Source organism: Pseudoduganella buxea, from assembly GCF_009720835.1.
Taxonomy (GTDB): Bacteria; Pseudomonadota; Gammaproteobacteria; order Burkholderiales; family Burkholderiaceae_D; genus Rugamonas; species Rugamonas buxea.
Genome location: NZ_WNKZ01000080.1, coordinates 1 through 17,060 on the forward strand (window position 1 = coordinate 1; position 17,060 = coordinate 17,060).

At 67.2% G+C, this 17,060-nt stretch carries 17 protein-coding genes and 1 tRNA gene; 11 read left to right on the forward strand and 7 right to left on the reverse strand.

The window, feature by feature from the left end; genetic code table 11:
- Window positions 1–1,158, forward strand: a 1,158-nt coding sequence (locus tag GM672_RS21550) for a SagB/ThcOx family dehydrogenase (protein WP_155472589.1), incomplete at its 5' end; no start/stop codon positions are given.
- Window positions 1,159–1,165: 7 nt separating this feature from the next.
- On the opposite strand, the gene GM672_RS21555 is transcribed toward GM672_RS21550, so the two are convergent.
- The 3 genes from GM672_RS21555 to GM672_RS21565 are packed head-to-tail and all read right to left on the reverse strand — an operon-like array spanning window position 1,166 to window position 2,822.
- Window positions 1,166–1,690 (reverse strand): thioredoxin family protein, encoded by a 525-nt coding sequence (locus GM672_RS21555; RefSeq protein ID WP_155472590.1) that lies wholly within the window; start codon window positions 1,688–1,690, stop codon window positions 1,166–1,168.
- Entirely contained in the window at window positions 1,687–2,388 is a 702-nt protein-coding gene (locus GM672_RS21560; RefSeq protein WP_155472591.1) for a cytochrome c biogenesis CcdA family protein, read from the reverse strand. Before GM672_RS21560 ends, GM672_RS21555 begins: the two co-directional genes overlap by 4 nt.
- Complete coding sequence (locus GM672_RS21565; RefSeq protein WP_155472592.1) at window positions 2,385–2,822, reverse strand: DUF2147 domain-containing protein; 438 nt, start codon at window positions 2,820–2,822, stop codon at window positions 2,385–2,387. Before GM672_RS21565 ends, GM672_RS21560 begins: the two co-directional genes overlap by 4 nt.
- Before the next feature lie 195 nt (window positions 2,823–3,017).
- Between GM672_RS21565 and GM672_RS21570 the strand changes: the two genes are divergently transcribed.
- On the forward strand, window positions 3,018–3,758 hold the full coding sequence (locus tag GM672_RS21570) for a response regulator (protein ID WP_155472593.1): 741 nt from the start codon (window positions 3,018–3,020) through the stop codon (window positions 3,756–3,758).
- Window positions 3,755–5,053 carry an ATP-binding protein gene (locus GM672_RS21575; RefSeq protein ID WP_155472594.1) on the forward strand — a complete coding sequence of 433 codons (1,299 nt, stop codon included), beginning with the start codon at window positions 3,755–3,757 and terminating at the stop codon, window positions 5,051–5,053. Before GM672_RS21570 ends, GM672_RS21575 begins: the two co-directional genes overlap by 4 nt.
- Here GM672_RS21575 and uvsE read toward each other — a convergent pair whose 3' ends face one another.
- Complete coding sequence (gene uvsE, locus GM672_RS21580; protein ID WP_155472595.1) at window positions 5,054–5,941, reverse strand: UV DNA damage repair endonuclease UvsE; 888 nt, start codon at window positions 5,939–5,941, stop codon at window positions 5,054–5,056.
- Between the two features lie 167 nt (window positions 5,942–6,108).
- On the opposite strand from uvsE, the gene GM672_RS21585 reads away from it, so the two are divergent.
- The gene (locus GM672_RS21585) at window positions 6,109–6,309 is read left to right on the forward strand and encodes a DUF2905 domain-containing protein (RefSeq protein ID WP_170300185.1); all 201 of its coding nucleotides are present in this window, start codon (window positions 6,109–6,111) and stop codon (window positions 6,307–6,309) included.
- On the opposite strand, the gene GM672_RS21590 is transcribed toward GM672_RS21585, so the two are convergent.
- Window positions 6,295–6,444 carry a DUF2256 domain-containing protein gene (locus GM672_RS21590; protein WP_155472596.1) on the reverse strand — a complete coding sequence of 50 codons (150 nt, stop codon included), beginning with the start codon at window positions 6,442–6,444 and terminating at the stop codon, window positions 6,295–6,297. The genes GM672_RS21585 and GM672_RS21590 overlap by 15 nt on opposite strands.
- A gap of 269 nt (window positions 6,445–6,713) precedes the next feature.
- Here GM672_RS21590 and GM672_RS21595 point away from each other — a divergent pair, with 269 nt between their 5' ends.
- Window positions 6,714–8,564 carry an ABC transporter ATP-binding protein/permease gene (locus GM672_RS21595; RefSeq protein WP_155472597.1) on the forward strand — a complete coding sequence of 617 codons (1,851 nt, stop codon included), beginning with the start codon at window positions 6,714–6,716 and terminating at the stop codon, window positions 8,562–8,564.
- Window positions 8,565–8,587: 23 nt separating this feature from the next.
- On the opposite strand, the gene GM672_RS21600 is transcribed toward GM672_RS21595, so the two are convergent.
- A complete protein-coding gene (locus GM672_RS21600; protein WP_155472598.1) occupies window positions 8,588–9,283 on the reverse strand; it encodes an SDR family oxidoreductase in 696 nt (231 codons plus the stop codon).
- Between the two features lie 173 nt (window positions 9,284–9,456).
- Window positions 9,457–9,532 (reverse strand) — tRNA-Phe (locus tag GM672_RS21605).
- Window positions 9,533–9,751: 219 nt separating this feature from the next.
- On the opposite strand from GM672_RS21605, the gene GM672_RS21610 reads away from it, so the two are divergent.
- The 6 genes from GM672_RS21610 to GM672_RS21635 all read left to right on the forward strand — a co-directional run bounded on the left by GM672_RS21610 (window position 9,752) and on the right by GM672_RS21635 (window position 17,057).
- Window positions 9,752–10,972, forward strand: a complete 1,221-nt coding sequence (locus GM672_RS21610; RefSeq protein WP_155472599.1) for a UbiH/UbiF family hydroxylase — start codon at window positions 9,752–9,754, stop codon at window positions 10,970–10,972.
- Between the two features lie 128 nt (window positions 10,973–11,100).
- On the forward strand, window positions 11,101–11,826 hold the full coding sequence (locus GM672_RS21615) for a DsbC family protein (RefSeq protein ID WP_155472600.1): 726 nt from the start codon (window positions 11,101–11,103) through the stop codon (window positions 11,824–11,826).
- Window positions 11,827–11,923: 97 nt separating this feature from the next.
- The gene (locus GM672_RS21620; RefSeq protein WP_155472601.1) at window positions 11,924–12,382 is read left to right on the forward strand and encodes a (2Fe-2S)-binding protein; all 459 of its coding nucleotides are present in this window, start codon (window positions 11,924–11,926) and stop codon (window positions 12,380–12,382) included.
- 9 nt (window positions 12,383–12,391) lie between these two features.
- Complete coding sequence (locus GM672_RS21625) at window positions 12,392–14,653, forward strand: xanthine dehydrogenase family protein molybdopterin-binding subunit (RefSeq protein WP_155472602.1); 2,262 nt, start codon at window positions 12,392–12,394, stop codon at window positions 14,651–14,653.
- Window positions 14,653–15,234 carry a nucleotidyltransferase family protein gene (locus GM672_RS21630; protein ID WP_155472603.1) on the forward strand — a complete coding sequence of 194 codons (582 nt, stop codon included), beginning with the start codon at window positions 14,653–14,655 and terminating at the stop codon, window positions 15,232–15,234. Before GM672_RS21625 ends, GM672_RS21630 begins: the two co-directional genes overlap by 1 nt.
- Complete coding sequence (locus GM672_RS21635; protein WP_155472604.1) at window positions 15,231–17,057, forward strand: M61 family metallopeptidase; 1,827 nt, start codon at window positions 15,231–15,233, stop codon at window positions 17,055–17,057. The genes GM672_RS21630 and GM672_RS21635 overlap by 4 nt, the downstream gene beginning before the upstream one ends.
- The last annotated feature ends 3 nt before the right edge of the window (window positions 17,058–17,060 follow it).

Sequence of the window (17,060 nt, forward strand, 5' to 3'; positions counted from 1 at the left end):
GGTGCGCGCCTCGGCCTGGCCGAACTGGGCGACCTGCTGCACCTGGGCGCGGGCGTCACCCTGCGGCGCGGCGGCATGGCTTTGCGGGCGGCGCCGTCCTCCGGCGGGCTGTTCCCCAGCGAGCTGTATGTGCTGGCGCGCTCGGTGGATGGCCTGGCCCCGGGCGTCTACCATTACGATGCCGACGCGGGCCGCCTCGATGCCATCGGCCCGTTGCCGCCCGGCGCGGAGGATGCCGACGCCACCATCGTGCTGACGTCGGTCTTTCGCCGCACCGGCTACAAATACAAGAACCGCGCCTACCGCTATGCCACCGCCGACGCCGGCCACCTGCTGGAAAACGTGCGGGTCGCGGCACATGCGGCGGGCTTGCATGCGCGCCTGTCGCCCCGTTTCGACGAAGCGGTAATCGCCCGCACCCTGGGCGTGGACGGCGTCGAGGAAGGCGTGCTGGCGATGCTGACCTTGCACCGCAAGGCAACGGCGGCCCGAAGCGACATGCACCGCCTCGTGCCCGCACCCGTCGCCGCCGGCAGTGCCGTGACGACCCGGATTCACCAGGCCACGTCGCTGCAGCAGGCCTCCCGGCCGGCAGGGGACCTGGTGCCCTTGCCGCCCCCGCAAAAGGCATCGGCACCGGTGCGCGACGTGATCGCCGCGCGGCGCAGCCTGCGCCGCTTTTCGAACGAAGCCGTGCCGCTCGAAGCGCTGGCGTCGATCCTGGCCGACATGGACCAACAGCCGCAGCTCTCCGGCGCCATCCGCATTTCGCTCGTCGTGACCCGCGTGCAGGGGCTGGCGCCGGGTGTCTACCGGTACGGCCCGGGCCATGCGCTGACGCGGGTGCGTAGTGGCGCGTTCTCGACGGCGGCCCGGTCGGCGGCCTTGTCGCAGCAGGTGATCGGCGATGCTGCCGTCGTGCTGGTGCTGTCGGCGCAGCAGAGCCCGATGCTGGCCGAAGGGCCGCGCGGGTATCGGCACGGCTTCCTGGAGGCGGGCATGGTCGGCGAGCGCTGGCTGCTGGGCGCGACCGCGCGCGGGCTCGGGGCCTGCCCGGTCGGTGCCTTCTACGATGACGAAGCAGCCGCGCTGGTGGGCATCGACATGCGCCGCGATTGGGTGCTGCACTTCGCGGCGCTGGGCGTGCCTGCTGCTTGAAGCTGCGTCAGCTGCCCCGCTGCAGCAGCGTCCTGATCGCAGCATCCATCTCGGCATAACCGCCTTCACCGATCTGCGTGTGGACGATGCGGCCCTGCTGGTCGATCAGGTAGGCCGCCGGCCAGTACTGGTTGCTGAAGGCCTTCCACGTGGCGTAGCCGTTGTCCTGCGCGACCGGGTAGGTCAGTCCGAAGCGTCTGGTTGCGGTACGCACGTTGTTGGTGCTGCGCTCGAACGGGTATTCCGGCGTGTGCACGCCGATCACCACCAGGCCGCGGTCCTTGTAGGTCTCGTGCCAGCGCGCCACGTGCGGCAGGGTACGCACGCAATTGATGCAGGAGTAGGTCCAGAAGTCGACCAGCACCACCTTGCCGCGCAGGCCCTTCAAGGTCAGCGGGGCGGAATTGATCCACGTGTCCACGCCGGCCAGTTCCGGCGCCGGGCCACGGTCGCGCAGCGGTGGCGTCGCGGCGTGGGCAGAGGTGAAGGTGAACAGGGCGGCACAGCCGATGGCGCTCAGGATGCGGTTCATATGGTCTCCAGGGTCAGGTTGGACAGCCAGACGGCTGCCAGGGTGTCGTATTGGAAGAACATGGCGGCGGCCGTGACGACGATCAGCGCGCCGGCGATCTGCCGCACGAGGTGGGCATGGCGGGCGAAGCTGCGCACGCGGGTTTGCACGTACTGCCCGCCGTAGGCAATGGCCAGCATCGGCAGCGCGGCGCCCAGCGCATATAGCAGCAGCAGCGTGCCGGAGCGCCCGGGGCTGTGCGCGCTGGCCACCAGCGTGAGGATGGCGGCAAACGCCGGGCCGGCGCAGGGCGTCCACACGACACCCATGCCGGCGCCGACCAGCAGGCCGCCCAGGTTGCCGGCTCCCGCATGGCGGCCAATGTCCGCGCCTGCCAGCAGCGCGGATGCGCGCGCCGCCAGCGCTTCGAATGGGCGCGGCCACAGCAGCGAGATGCCGAACACGGCAAGCAGCACGATAGCGGTGCTGCGCAGCGTTTCCTGGGCCAGGCCCAAGGTGTCGGCAAAGGCGCCGAACAGCAGCGCGCCGCCGGCGAAGGCCAGCACGAAGCCCAGTGCGATGAAGAGGGGCCGCATGCGCGCCGTATCGTTGCCGGACGATGCGGCGCCCAGCAGGATCGGCAGCATTGGCAGGATGCACGGCGCCGCCACCGTCAGCAGCCCGGCAGAGAAGGCCAGCGGCAGGTCGACGGCCGTCATTGCACCGCTCCCGCCGCGCGCTGCCAGACCTGGGTGCGGCCGGTGGCCGGCGTGCCCTGGTAGGCATGCACGGTCAGCTGGTCCGGCCCGGCCAGGGAGAGCAGGCAGTCGTAGGTCTGGCCGTTCTCGCGGTTGTAGATGCGGCCCTGCCATTTGCCGCCTGCCACGGGCTGCAGGTCCGTCAGCACCTGCATGCCCAGCGCGGGCTTGTCGTCGGCCGGCTGCATCGGCTGGCCGGTACTCGCCATCATCGAGCGGTTGGCCAGCACCTTGACGACGGTGCCGCACAGGGCGCCGCCGCAGGGGGCGATTTCCACTTCCAGGTTGCCGCTGGCTGTCACCCAGCGGCCCGTTTCGTCCGCATGGGCCAGGCCGGAAAAGGTGACGACTGCGGCGACGGCGGCGAAGGCGAGGCAGGCTTTGAATCGTTGCATGGCGGGGCTCCCGGTAACGTTGCCGGCCACGTTGGCCGGTGATGTCATTAGGCGCCCGGCAGTTGTCGGCAATGTGTCGGCGGCGGCCCTGTCGTGCAAGCGCATGTATCCGGCGCCGCTGCGGATACATTGCGACACAAATGACTGCAAGCCGCCGCTTCCGCCCCGAACGGGAAATGGGCTATAAAGCAGGGTATGACCACGCCCGACCTGCCCGACCATATAGCCATCGTCGACGACGACCGCGAAATCCGCGAGCTGCTCGCCACCTACCTGCGCAAGCACGGTTTCAAGGTGTCGCTGGCGGCGGACGGCCGCCAGCTGCATGCGCTGCTCGAACACGACGCCATCGACCTGGTGGTGCTGGACCTGATGATGCCGGGCGAGGATGGCCTGGCCGTCTGCCGCACCTTGCGGGCCGGGCGCCACCAGGGCCTGCCCATCCTGATGCTGACGGCGCGCGACGAGGAGGCCGACCGTATCCTGGGCCTGGAAATGGGCGCGGACGACTACCTGACCAAGCCTTTTGCCGCGCGCGAGCTGATGGCGCGCATCCGCTCCGTGCTGCGCCGCACGCGCATGCTGCCGCCGAACCTGCGCGTGAGCGAGCCGGCCAGCGTGATCCGCTTCGGCGACTGGCGGCTGGACACGACGGCGCGCCACCTGCTCGACGCCGAGGGCACGATGGTGGCGCTGAGCGGCGCGGAATACCGCCTGCTGCGCGTGCTGCTCGATCATCCGCAGCGCGTGCTGAACCGCGACCAGTTGCTGAACCTGACGCAGGGGCGGGGCGTCGACCTGTTCGACCGGTCGATCGACCTGCTGGTGAGCCGCCTGCGCCAGCGGCTGGGCGACGGCGCGCGCGAAGCGCGCTACATCAAGACCGTGCGCAACGAAGGCTATGTATTCTGCGCCGCCGTCGAGCCGGCCCCATGACGCTCGTGCCACGCTCGCTGTTCGGCCGCGTGGTGCTGATCCTGCTGTGCGGCCTGGTGGCGGCGCAGGCATTGACGTTCGCGCTGATCTGGTACGAACGCGCGCATGCGTCGCAGGCGATGATGCTGTCCTACCTGGGCCGCGACGTGGCCAGTTCCGTCGCCATGCTGGAGCGCCTGTCGCCGGCCGAGCGGGCCGGATGGCTGGCAAAACTCGAACGGCGCACTTACCGGTACCGCCTGGGTGCCGTCGCCAACAGCCGTGAACGCACGCCGGTGTTCGACGATCCGGCCGCCGCCAGTGTCGCGCACAGCCTCGGCCCCGGCTATCAAGTGGAAGTCGAAGGCGGTATTGACGACGCGCAGCGGCGCCTGCACGTGCGCCTGCGCGACGGCACGCCGCTGGCCATCGAACTGGCGCCGGCCGGCCTGCCGTTCGCGCGGTGGCTGCCCGCGCTGCTGGCGGCGCAACTGGGCTTGCTGGGATTGTCGTGCTGGTGGGCCGTGCGTCTGGCCACCCGTCCGCTCGGGCAGCTGGCACGGGCGGCCGAGGCACTGACGCCAAGCCAGGGCGCATCGCCCCTGCCGGAACACGGCCCCGTGGAAGTGGCGCAGGCGGCCCGCTCCTTCAACGCGATGCAGGCCCGTATCGCCGGCCACCTGCAGGAACGCACGCGCATGCTGGCCGCCATCGCGCACGACCTGCAGACGCCCGTCACGCGCATGCGCTTGCGCACGGAGCTGATGGATGACGAAGGAGAGCGCGACAAATGGCAGGGCGACCTGACCGCGATGCAGGCATTGATCCAGGAAGGCATCGCTTATGCCAGGAGTGCGCATGCGGCTGCCGAACCGGCCGTGCGCTTCGACCTGGATGCGCTGCTCGACGCGCTGGCGGCGGACTACCGCGATGCGGGCCAGCCGGTATCGGTCGAGGGCGCCGTCGGCACGCCACTGCTGTCGCGGCCGCAGGCGCTGCGGCGCATCGTCACCAACCTGGTCGACAATGGCCTGAAGTTCGCCGACAGTGTGACGATCGAAGCGGGCAGGGACGAAGCGCACGTGTCGATCGCCGTGCTCGATCGCGGGCTGGGCATTCCGGAGGACCAGCTGGCGGCCGTGCTGCAGCCGTTTTACCGGCTCGAAGGTTCGCGCAATGCGGCTACCGGGGGCAGCGGCCTGGGCCTGGCCATCGCGCAGGAATTGGCGCTGGCGCTGGGCGGCACGCTGGTGTTGTCGAACCGGCCCGGCGGCGGGCTCAGTGCCCGGCTGGCATTACCCTTGCAGGCGGGGTGATCACACTACCGCCGCCTGCCACTGGCGCAAGCCGCGGATCGCCTCCTCCTTGTTCTTCGCCTCGATCTCGATCCACGGCGCCTGGGCGTAGGCGGCCGGCATCGTCTCGATCAGGTCCGAATGCTGGCGGTCGTTGAAGGCGGTGCGGCCGTTGGAGATATGCACCAGCTGGTGCTCCGGCACGGCCCACGTGCTGCGGGCCTTGGCCAGCATGTCGGCGATGCTGGGGTGGTCGTAGCTGTCCAGCTTCTCGTGCACGATATGGTGGTGGGCATCGAGCACCATCGGCACGCCGCTGCGCACGCAGATCTCGTGGATCTCTTCGGCACTGTAGGCGTATTCGTCGTTTTCCAGTCCCAGGCGGCAGCGGATCGCGTCGGGCAGGGCGGCGATATTGGCAACCAGGGCGTCGGCCCGGTCGGCCTTGCCGCCGTGGATCTCCAGCAGCGCCCACGGCGTGCGCGGCTGCGCCAGCAGGTCCATGATGTCCGCATGCATCTGCAAAATCTTGACGCTGTTCGCCACCACCCCGGCGGAATCGGAACTGAGCACGACGAACTGGTCCGGATGCATGACGAGGCGGATGCCCCGCTCCAGCGCCCGCGCCCCCGTGCGCGCCAGGGTCTGGGCGAAGGTGGCCAGCAGGTCGCGGCCGATCGGCTCGTCGGCAAAGGGGAAGATCGACGACGGCATGCGGTACAGCGCGATATTCTCTTCCTCGCAGTAGCGCAGTGCCCGGTCCAGCACCTGGATATTCGAGCGGTACAGTTCATCGAGCAGCTTCTGCTGCGATTCGAACGAATGCTCCAGCAGCCGCTTGCGCGTGATGGTGCGGTAGCGAACGTCGTTCGACACGGTGATGCAGACGAGGCCGAGATGGGGTGGCATAAGGGTAGGTCTTTAGAGTCGGGGTCTTTAGAGTCGGGTCTTGAAGGCCGAGGTTCGTGAAAGTGGAGGGCTGATGGTAGCGATTCGCCCGGGGCGGCAGCGCACCGGTGGCGCCGTTCGCGGGCAAATCTGCTTATTCTTGTATCGTCAAAACATGGGAGAAAGCCGTGCAACGTACCTTGATCGTCATCGGATTGCTGATCGCCGCCATCGGCCTGGCCTGGCCCTGGCTGGGCAAGCTGCCGCTGGGCCGGCTGCCGGGCGATATCCATATCGTCCGCGAAGGCGGCAGCTTTCACTTCCCCATCGTCACCTGCATCGTCGTTTCGATTGTCGTGTCGGTGCTGATCTGGTTATTCAGGCGCTGAGCCGGCACGCCTGCATCGCTCCGAACAGAATTTCACGTTCGCCCAGTCGCGCTCCCACTTCTTTCGCCACGCAAAGGGCAGGCCGCAATGCGCGCACGCTTTGGTGGGCAGGTCGGCTTTCTTCCGCATTTTCATCCCTCGTATTTTCCACCAAAAGGCAGCATTGCCGGGCCACGTATGCGGGTCACGGCGCTGTCTGTGAACAGGCCGGCCGGATACCTCCGGGGAAAGGTTCTCGGGTAACCATGATTTCCCAGTGTAATGGGGCTTATGTCCGTTTGCGCACCGAAGGCTTCCATGCCGGGTCGTATGCTCGGGTTAAGACTCAGCCGTAAGGCCGCGGGTCTGCAGGAATGCCGGGCCCCCGTCGGCCCGGCGCCTGGCCTATTTATAGAAGAACGACCATGCCTACCATCATCACAACCCCCGGTCCGAACGACGAGACACCGCCGCCGCCGAAACGCAAGCGCCGGACCCCACCCTTGTCGCTTGCGGCCTGGAAGCAATTCATTGGCGTGGCCAAGCCGTATTGGCTGGGCGAAGAGAAACGCAAGGCGTGGACCTTGCTGGTCGTCCTGATCGTCCTGATGCTGGCCGAGACGCAATTTGCCGTCATGCTCAATAACCAGGCCGGCGAGATGACGTCGGCGCTGGCGGCAAAGAATGGCGACCGCTTCTGGAATTCGGTCCACGCGTGCCTGTTCGTGCTGGCATTTGCCGTACCGGTCTACGCGCTTTACTACTATATGCGCGATTTGTTCGGCAACCACTGGCGGCGCTGGCTGACGGGCCGTTTCCTGGACGGCTACCTGAAGGAGCGCAAATATTATGAGCTGGGCGCGCACAACGACATCGACAATCCCGATCAGCGCATCAGTGAAGACGTCAATACCTTCACGGGGCGGTCGATCCATTTCCTGCTGATCTTCCTGGGTTCGATCATGCAGCTGGTGGCATTCAGCGCCGTGCTGTGGTCGATTTCGCACCTGCTGGTGGGCGTGCTGGCGATTTATGCCCTGTTGGGCACGGCGGTAGCCTTGTATATATTCGGCAATCCCTTGATCCACCTGAATTTCTGGCAGCTGCGGCGCGAGGCGGATTTTCGCTTCAGCCTGATGCGCCTGCGTGAAAACGCGGAAAGCATCGCCTTCTACCGGGGCGAGGCGCAGGAGCGCGCGCATATCGACAGCAAGTTCGACAAGGTATTCCATAATTTCGCCAGGCTGATCAAGAAGCAGCGCTCGCTGAACCTGTTCCAGCGCACCTTCAGCCAGCTCACCCTTGTGCTGCCTGGCGTGATCCTGGCCGAGCGGGTCCTGTCGGGCGAACTCGAGGTGGGCCGGGCGATCCAGGCGGCGGGCGCCTTCACGGCTGTGCTGGGCGCCGTCGCTGTCATTGTCGACAACTTCGAGAGCCTGAGCCGTTTCGTGGCCGGCATCGGCCGCCTGCAGGCACTGTCGAACCTGGTGCTGCCCGGTACGGCGCCGGCCGCCACGGCTGAAGACCCTCACCCGCGTATCCAGAAGCGGGCCGGCAAGCACCTGGCGCTGGAAGCCGTGACCTTGCACCCGCCCCGGTCGGACCGGGTGCTGATCAAGGAATTGACCTTGGCGCTGAAACCGGGCGACGCGTTGCTGATCACGGGCGACAGCGGCTGCGGCAAGAGCTCGTTGCTGCGCGCGATTGCCGGCCTGTGGCATACGGGCAGCGGCGTGATCCACCACCCGCCCGTGGAGGACTTCTTCTTCCTGCCCCAGCAGCCCTACCTGCAGTCAGGTACCCTGCGCAGCCAGCTGATCTACCCCAGCGCGCATTCGGACCTGAGCGACGAGCAACTGCTGGCCATCCTGGAACAGGTGCATCTGCCGCACCTGGCCAAGCGCGTGGGCGGCCTGGGCGCCGTGCACGATTGGGAAAAACTGCTGTCCGTCGGCGAGCAGCAGCGCCTGGCCTTCGCCCGCGTGCTGGTGCACGAACCGACCATCGTCATCCTGGACGAAGCCACCAGTGCCCTCGACAGCGGCAACGAAGCGTCGCTGTACAAGCGCCTGCGCGAGAGCGGGGCCACCTTGATCAGCATCGCGCACCGGCCTGCGGTGCTGCAGCACCACACCCACGTGCTGCACCTGATGGGGGAGGGCGCGTGGAAAGTGCATCAGGCTTGCGATTTCCGGTTCGATGGGGATGTTGCGGCCGTGCGCAGCGGGGTGGAGAAGACGCCGGTGGTCAAGCCTCTCGTGGCTGTTGCCGGTTGACGCGGGTTCCGAGGCAAGCAGCGTTACCAGGGGAGTTCAGCGCCGTTGTAGGATCGGAACGAGCCGCTGTCGGCCGGTGTCAGCGCATCGAGTACGTGCAGCATGTCAGTAGCGGCGTCATGGGCCGGGCGCCCAATGGTCTCGCCACGAAACGGTTGCGACAGGCGCGAGTTGACGGTGCCGGGGTGCAGTGCCACCAACACGCTGTTCTTATGCGTGCGCGCCACTTCGATGGCAGCGGTTTTCACCAGCATGTTCAGGGCCGCCTTGGATGCGCGATAGCTGTACCAGCCACCCAGCCGGTTGTCGCCGATGCTGCCCACCTTCGCCGACAACATGGCCATGATAGCCCGCTCGGGCGCCAGCATTGGCGTGAAATGGCGCAGAACCAGGGCCGGCCCGAAGGTATTGACCTGGAAGGTGGCCTGCATCTGCGCGTAACCCAGGTCGGCCAGGCGCTTTTCCGGCATGAACGCGCCGCTGTGCAGCAGGCCGGTGGCATTGACGATCAGGTGGAAACGCCGGCCAGCGAGGGCCGCCGCCGCCCGGGCGACGCTGGTTTCGTCGGCGAAGTCGATGGCAGGCGCCGAGTTGCGATGCAGGCCCAGCACCGAAGCGCAGCGGGGCGAATGCTCGAGCAGCTCGACGAAGGCCGCGCCGATGGTTCCCGTTGCGCCGATGACGAGTGCGTGGAACTGGTCGGGCAGGGTGTGCAGCATGATGTCGTACTCCGTGTTGGACGGTGTCGAGTGTAGCGAAGATGGTTCACCGAAGGGTGTAATGCTGCTGGCGATGGCGGGTCAAGCCGTCTCGAACGGACCGAAGGGCCGGATTGCAGAGCACAAAACAAAAACGCCACCCGAAGGTGGCGTTCTGCTTGCAGCTGAATTCTTGGTGGCCCGGGGCGGAATCGAACCACCGACACAAGGATTTTCAATCCTCTGCTCTACCAACTGAGCTACCAGGCCAAGAGGCAGCATTATAGCAGGGGAATTTGAGTTTGCAAGAGTCATCTTGCATTTTGGTCGAAACGTACCACTCCTGACTGGGAACCAGCGCGCGGAGGCGCCCGATTGAGCCGGACGGTGATGTCTCCGGCGGCGGCGATACTGTTCCCCTTTGTCGGTGTTTTGTAAGGAGGCATCGCGAGGACGCCGCTTCCTGCCGGCGATGTTTATAATGGCCGGATGACCAAGCCATCCACCTCATCGGCCACCCGGCAGCACGTGCAGACCGCCGTCTGCATCGTCGGCAATGGCGCCATCGCCAAGACCGCAGCCCTTGCGTTCGCCCAGTCCGGGCAGAGCGTCACGTTGCTCGGGCCGCCGGCGGCACCGGCGCCGGCGTCCACCGAAGGGTGGGATGCGCGGGTGTATGCGCTGAACCATACGGCGCGCAGCTTGCTGTCGTCGTTGAAGGTATGGGATGCGATGGATGCCGGCCGCATCGCGCCGGTCGACGCCATGATCGTCAAGGGCGACGGCGAGCAGCCCGGCCATATCAATTTCGACGCCTACGGCGCCCATGCCGATACGCTGGCGTGGATCGTCGAGGACCGTAACCTCAACAGCGCGCTGGATGCGGCCTTGCGCTTCGCGCAGAACGTCCACGTCGTAACGGGCCGCGCCACGGCGCTGCACACGACGATGGACGGCGCCACCATCGACCTGGACGACGGCAGCCACCTGCGCGCCGCGCTGGTCGTCGGTGCCGACGGCGCCCAGTCGTGGGTGCGCGGCCAGTGCGATATCGGCCTCGATTACAAGCCTTACGGCCAGCAGGGCGTCGTTGCCAATTTCGACTGCGAGAAGCCGCACCACGGCGCCGCTTTGCAGTGGTTCACGTGCACGCGCGGCATCGTCGCGCTGCTGCCGCTGCCGGGCAACCGGGTCTCGCTGGTGTGGTCCGCGCCCGATGCGCTGGCCGATACGCTGGTTGCCGAGGGCGCACAGGCGCTGGCGGACCGGCTGGCCGAATTCGCCGCCGACAAACTGGGCAAGCTCACGCCCGTGCAGCCGGAGCAGGTGCGCGCTTTCCCGCTGACCCTGATGCGGCCGCACTCCCTGGTGGCCGAACGGGTCGCGTTGATCGGCGACGCCGCCCACGTCGTGCATCCGCTGGCCGGGCATGGCATGAACCTGGGCTTCGGCGACGTGCGCGACCTGGTGGCGGCCGTGGCCGAGCGCGAGGAGCACCGCTCCATTGGCGACGACCGCGTGCTGGCCCGCTACAGCCGCGCGCGCAAGGAAGAGGTATTGGCCATGCAGGTCACCACGGACGGCTTGCACCGCCTGTTCACGGCCAACCTTGAGCCAGTTCGCGTGGTGCGCAATTTCGGGCTAAACTTGCTGGACAAGCTGCCGATGATCAAGCGGCAGCTGATGTCGCATGCCCTGGGCCGGCAGTGACGGTCTGCATGACGGTCTGGACGAGGGTCTGCAGTACAGCCAGCCCACTATAACGATAATCAACCACCTACCGCTGCGCTGCCGGGCAAACGGCCGGCGCGGCAATGTCCGATTCCGGAGAGAGTTCCATGAAAATCCTGAAAACCGCGCTGGCGATGTCGTCGCTCCTGCTGGCGACTTGCGCCGTTGCCCAAACCGGCAGCGTCGAGGCCACAATCCGCAAGAACGTCGAACCCAAGCTGGGCGAAGGCGTCAAGATCGATTCCGTGCGCGAGACGCCGTATGCCGGGCTGTACGAAGTGCGGGTCGGCGGCGATGTGCGCTACACCGACAAGACCGGTACCTACCTGATCGTCGGCCACGTCTTCAACCTGAAGACGAGCGAGGACCTGACCCAGACCCGCATCGACGATATCAACAAGATCAAATTCAGCGAACTGCCGCTGGACATGGCCATCAAGACCGTCAAGGGCAACGGCAAGCGCGTCATCGCCGTGTTCGAGGACCCGAACTGCGGCTACTGCAAGCGCTTCCGCCAGCAGACCCTGGCCCAGGTCGACAACGTGACGATCTACACCTACCTGTACAACATCCTGTCGCCCGATTCGGCCGTGAAGTCGAAGAACGTGTGGTGCGCGCCCGACCGTGCCAAGGCCTGGGACGACTGGATGCTGAACAACAAGGCGGCACCGGCGGCGCCGGCCAACTGCACGACGCCGAACGACAAGGTGTTCGCGCTGGGCCAGAAGCTCAATATCAACGGCACCCCGGCGGTCATCTTCGCCGACGGCACCCGCGTACCCGGCGCCATCGACATCAAGACCTTGGAAGCGAAGCTGGCGTCGCAGAAGTAACGCCGCCGCAGTACCCAGGAACAGAGCGGGCCGCAGACCCGCAGGAACCGGCGCGCCAGCAGAGCGCGCCGTTTGTACATCCAAACCAGGAGCATGCATGCTGACCTTGAACATCAACGGCCGCGACACCCAGGTCGACGCCGATCCTTCCACCCCGATCCTGTGGGCCCTGCGCGACAACCTGAACATGACCGGCACCAAGTTCGGCTGCGGCGCGGCCCTGTGCGGCGCCTGCACCGTGCACCTGGGCGGCCAGCCGATCCGTTCCTGCATCACGCCCATCTCGGCCGCCGTCGGCCAGAAGGTGACGACCATCGAGGCGATGGAAGGCGACAAGGTCGGCAAGGCCGTGCAGGATGCGTGGGTGCGCCACGATGTGCCGCAATGCGGCTACTGCCAGAGCGGCCAGGTGATGAGCGCGACGGCCCTGCTGAAGTCGAACAAGGCGCCCACCGACGCCGACATCGACAGCGCCATGGCCGGCAATATCTGCCGCTGCGGCACCTACCAACGCATCCGCGCCGCCATCAAGGACGCGGCCAAGACCCTGGCCTGAGGAGAAGACATGCGCACGCAATGGTTCAATCAAGGGTTCAATCAAGGCAGCATGGCAGGCGCCATCGACAACGGCAAGGATAAGAACAACGACAGCGACAGCGCCGGCGGCGTATCGCGGCGCGGTTTCATCAAGGCGGCCGGCGCCGGGCTGGTGCTGGGATTCACGTTCACGGGCGGCGGGCGCATGGCGCGCGCGGCCGAAGCCAAGGCGCCGGCGCAGCCGAACGCCTTCCTGCGCATCGCGCCGGACAACACCATCACCGTGCAGGTCAACCGGCTCGAATTTGGCCAGGGCGTGCAGACGGCGCTGCCCATGCTGATCGCCGAGGAACTCGATGCCGACTGGTCGCAGATGCGCGGCGTGCTGGCCCCGGCCGGCGAAGCGTATAAAGACCCGCTGTTCGGCATCCAGATCACGGGCGGCTCCGGCACGGTGGCCCACTCGTGGGTGCAGTACCGCGAAATCGGCGCGCGCGCCCGCGCCATGCTGGTCGCCGCGGCCGCCGAACAGTGGAAGGTGAGCCCGAACCAGGTCAAGGCCGCGCAGGGCGTGCTGACCGGGCCGGGCGGCAGGAAGGCGACATATGGCGAGATGGCCGAAGCGGCAATGCGCCAGCCGGTGCCCGGCCATGTGGTGCTGAAGAACGTCGAGGACTTCCGCCTGATCGGCAAGCCGATGCCGCGCCTGGACGCACGCGCCAAGTCGGACGGCAGCCAGCAGTTCGGCATGGACTTCAAGCCCGAAGGCACCAAGGTGGCCGTGGTGGCGCGCCCGCCCGTGTTCGGCGCCAAGGTCAAGAAGGTCGACGCGACCGCTGCCAAGGCGGTGCGCGGCGTGATCGCCGTGCTGCCGGTGGCGCTTGACCGTGGCGGCGACGGCATCGCCGTCATCGCCGAAGGCTACTGGCAGGCCAAGCAAGGTCGGGATGCATTGAAGATCGAATGGGACACGGCCGGCCTGGAAAAGGTCGATACGACGAAGCAGTTCGCCGCCTACCGCGCACTGGCCGCCAAGCCGGGCCTGGTGGCGAAAAAGGCCGACACGTCCAAGCTGGCCAGCGCGCCGAAGAAGATCAACGCCGTCTATGAATTCCCCTATCTGGCGCACGCGCCGATGGAGCCGCTCAACTGCGTCGTCGACCTGAAGCCTGACGCCTGCACCGTCTGGGCCGGCAGCCAGTTCCAGACGATGGACCAGGCGGCGGCGGCGAAGACGGCCGGCCTGAAGCCCGAGCAGGTCACGCTGCACACGATGACGGCCGGCGGCGGTTTCGGCCGCCGCGCCGTGCCCAGCTCGGACTACATCGTCGAAGCGGTCAACGTGGCAAAGGCGTATGCGAAGGAAGGCAAGGCCGGCCCCGTGAAGGTGATCTGGAGCCGCGAGGACGACATCAAGGGCGGCTACTACCGGCCCGCCCACGTGCACCGCGCGGCGCTGGGCCTGGACGCACGGGGCAATATCGTCGCCTGGGATCACACCATCGTCGGCCAGTCCATCATCGCCGGCACCGCGTTCGAGCCGATGATGGTGAAGAACGGCGTCGACTCCACCATGGTCGAAGGCATGGGCGACCCGTACAAGGTGCCGCTGAACCTGTCCGTCCACAACGTCAAGGCAAACGTGCCGGTGCTGTGGTGGCGCTCCGTCGGCGCGACCCACACGGCCTTCGTGATGGAGACCCTGATCGACGAGGCGGCCCACGCGGCCGGCGCCGATCCCGTGGCCTACCGCAAGAAGCTGATCCCGGCCGCCAACGAACGGCACCACCTGGCGCTGGACCTGGCCGTCGGCAAATCCGGCTACGGCAAAGTCAAGCCACCGAAGGGCCATGCCTACGGCGTGGCGGTGCACGAAGCCTTCGGCACCGTGGTTGCCTATGTCGTCACGGCGTCGGTGGAAAACGGCGTGCCCAAGCTGCACACCGTCACGGCCGGCGTGCATTGCAACCAGGCCGTCAATCCGCTGACCATTGAGGCGCAGGTGCAGGGCGCCGTGCTGATGGCCGTCGGCACCACCTTGCCGGGCGCCGCCATTACCTTGAAGGATGGTATCGTCGAACAGAGCCAGCTTTCCGACTACGCGGTGGCACGCCTGCCGGACATGCCGAAAGTGGAGGTGCACATCGTGCCGTCGAACGCGCCGCCGACCGGCATGGGCGAACCCGGCCTGCCGCCGCTGGCGCCGGCCTTTGCCAATGCCATCTTCAACGTCACCGGCAAGCGCCTGCGCAAGCTGCCCTTCGATCTCGCGTCGGCGGTCAAGGCCTGATGGTGGCGAACGGCCGGCACATCGTCGGCATCCTGCTGGCAGCAGGGCGCGGGCGCCGTTTCGATCCAGCCGGCGCGAAGAACAAGCTGCTGCAGCCGCTGGACGGCCTGCCCGTGGTGGTGGCCAGCGCGCGGCACCTGCTGGCGGCGCTGCCGCACGTGGTGGCCGTCGTTCGTGCGGATGACGACACCACGGCCGGCCTGCTGGCCGCGCTGGGCTGCGACGTTACGCGCTGCGTTGACGCCGACACGGGCATGGCCGCTTCGCTGGTGCACGGCCTGCGTCATGCCGGTGAAGCCGATGGCTGGGTAGTGGCGCTGGGCGACATGCCCCGCGTGCTGCCGTCGACCATCGCCGCGCTGCGCCAGGCGGTGGAGGAGGGCGCGGCCATCGCCGCGCCGCTGTACCAAGGAAAACGGGGCAACCCGGTGGCGTTCGGCCGCCGGCACCTGCCCGAGCTGCTCGCGCTGGGGGGAGACCGAGGCGCGCGCGGCATCGTCAACAACAATCCCGTCAACGATGTGGCGGTGGACGATCCCGGCATCCTGCTCGATATCGATACGCCGTCGGACTTACGATGAAAAACAAGAAAACACCCAAAACGGCAGCGGCGATCGCCTATGCCATCGAAGCGAAGGACCTGGCCGGCCACCTGTTCCAGGTCACGCTGACCGTGGCGGCTCCCGATCCCGCAGGCCAGGTGCTGGCGCTGCCGGCCTGGATCCCGGGCAGCTACATGATCCGCGAATTTTCCCGCAATATCGTCCAGATCCGGGCCGAAGCCGACGGCCACGCCGTGCCGCTGACGAAGCTGGACAAGCACTCCTGGCAGGCGCCGCCCGTCGCCGGCGCGCTGGTGGTGCAGTACGACGTATATGCGTGGGACCTGTCGGTACGCACGGCGCACCTGGACCAGAGCCACGGCTTCTTCAACGGCACCAGCGTGTTCCTGCGCGTGGCGGGCCAGGAAGCGGCCCCGCATATCGTCGACATCCGCAAGCCGGCCGACGAGGCGGCGCGCACGTGGCGCGTGGCGACGGCGCTGCCGGAGCTGAAGGCGAAGCGCTACGGCTTCGGCACCTACGTCGCGGCCGACTACGATGAGCTGATCGACAGCCCCGTCGAGATGGGCGACTTCGCGCTGGCCACGTTCACGGCCCACGGCGTGCCGCACGACGTCGTCATCACCGGGCGCGTGCCGAACCTGGACATGAGCCGCCTGTGCGCGGACCTGCAGGCCATCTGCGAGACCCAGATCGAATTCTTCGAGCCGAAGACGAAGCAGGCGCCGATGGAGCGCTATGTCTTCATGACGCTGGCGGTGGGCGACGGCTACGGCGGCCTGGAACACCGCGCCTCGACGGCGCTGATCTGCAACCGCGCCGACCTGCCTTCGCTGGCTGGCCAGGGCAAGGATCGCAGCGACGGCTACATCCAGTTCCTGGGCCTGTGCAGCCACGAATACTTCCACACGTGGAACGTCAAGCGCATCAAGCCGGCCGTGTTCGCGCCCTACGACCTGCAGGTGGAGAACTACACGCCGCTGCTGTGGCTGTTCGAAGGCTTCACCAGCTATTACGACGACCTGTTCCTCGTGCGCGCGGGCCTGATCACGGAGCAGCAGTACTTCAAGCTGGTCGGCAAGGCCGTCGGCGGCGTGCTGCGCGGCGCCGGCCGCACCAAGCAGAGCGTGGCCGATTCCAGCTTCGACGCCTGGGGCAAATACTACCGCCAGGACGAGAACGCCCCGAACGCCATCGTCAGCTACTACGCCAAGGGGTCGCTGATCGGCCTCGCACTCGACTTGACCATTCGCGCAAAAACCGGCGGCAAGCGCTCGCTGGACGACATCATGCTGGCGCTGTGGCAGCGCTGGGGCCGCGACTTCTATCCGGATGGCCGCCGTGGCGTCACCCCAGGCGACGTGGAAGCCCTGTTCGACGAGATCAGCGGCATGAAGCACAAGGCCTTCTTCGAGAAATACATCCGCGGCACCGAAGACCTGCCGCTGGCGAAGCTGCTGGCGCCGTTTGGCATCAAGTACACGGACGAGCGCAAGGGCGACAAACCCAGCTTCGATGCCAATATCGGCCGCGATGGCGCGGACTGCAAGCTCACGGCCGTCCATGAAGGCGGCGCCGCCCACCGCGCCGGGCTGTCGGCGGGCGACCTGCTGGTCGCCATCGACGGCCTGCGCGTCACGGGCAACCCGTCCAACCTGGACAACCTGCTGGGCCGCTACCGCGTCGGCGACACGGTGCAGGTGCACGCCTTCCGCCGCGACGAGCTGCGTACCTTTGCCGTGCAGTTGCAGGGCGAGCGGGTGCCCGGCATTACCCTGGCCATCGACACGGCGCGCAAGCTGGCGGTGCCACGGCCGACGATGGCGCGGTCGGGACGTTAAGAA

What these genes read in the sequence shown, in the direction of transcription:
- GM672_RS21590 (WP_155472596.1), bottom strand. Translation starts at nt 6,444, where the DNA reads ATGAAAATGCGGAAGAAAGCCGACCTGCCCACCAAAGCGTGCGCGCAT.
- GM672_RS21630 (WP_155472603.1), top strand. Translation starts at nt 14,653, where the DNA reads ATGGTGGCGAACGGCCGGCACATCGTCGGCATCCTGCTGGCAGCAGGG.
- GM672_RS21595 (WP_155472597.1), top strand. Translation starts at nt 6,714, where the DNA reads ATGCCTACCATCATCACAACCCCCGGTCCGAACGACGAGACACCGCCG.
- GM672_RS21615 (WP_155472600.1), top strand. Translation starts at nt 11,101, where the DNA reads ATGAAAATCCTGAAAACCGCGCTGGCGATGTCGTCGCTCCTGCTGGCG.
- GM672_RS21635 (WP_155472604.1), top strand. Translation starts at nt 15,231, where the DNA reads ATGAAAAACAAGAAAACACCCAAAACGGCAGCGGCGATCGCCTATGCC.
- uvsE (WP_155472595.1), bottom strand. Translation starts at nt 5,941, where the DNA reads ATGCCACCCCATCTCGGCCTCGTCTGCATCACCGTGTCGAACGACGTT.
- GM672_RS21625 (WP_155472602.1), top strand. Translation starts at nt 12,392, where the DNA reads ATGCGCACGCAATGGTTCAATCAAGGGTTCAATCAAGGCAGCATGGCA.
- GM672_RS21565 (WP_155472592.1), bottom strand. Translation starts at nt 2,822, where the DNA reads ATGCAACGATTCAAAGCCTGCCTCGCCTTCGCCGCCGTCGCCGCAGTC.
- GM672_RS21620 (WP_155472601.1), top strand. Translation starts at nt 11,924, where the DNA reads ATGCTGACCTTGAACATCAACGGCCGCGACACCCAGGTCGACGCCGAT.
- GM672_RS21610 (WP_155472599.1), top strand. Translation starts at nt 9,752, where the DNA reads ATGACCAAGCCATCCACCTCATCGGCCACCCGGCAGCACGTGCAGACC.
- GM672_RS21555 (WP_155472590.1), bottom strand. Translation starts at nt 1,690, where the DNA reads ATGAACCGCATCCTGAGCGCCATCGGCTGTGCCGCCCTGTTCACCTTC.
- GM672_RS21570 (WP_155472593.1), top strand. Translation starts at nt 3,018, where the DNA reads ATGACCACGCCCGACCTGCCCGACCATATAGCCATCGTCGACGACGAC.
- GM672_RS21560 (WP_155472591.1), bottom strand. Translation starts at nt 2,388, where the DNA reads ATGACGGCCGTCGACCTGCCGCTGGCCTTCTCTGCCGGGCTGCTGACG.
- GM672_RS21575 (WP_155472594.1), top strand. Translation starts at nt 3,755, where the DNA reads ATGACGCTCGTGCCACGCTCGCTGTTCGGCCGCGTGGTGCTGATCCTG.
- GM672_RS21600 (WP_155472598.1), bottom strand. Translation starts at nt 9,283, where the DNA reads ATGCTGCACACCCTGCCCGACCAGTTCCACGCACTCGTCATCGGCGCA.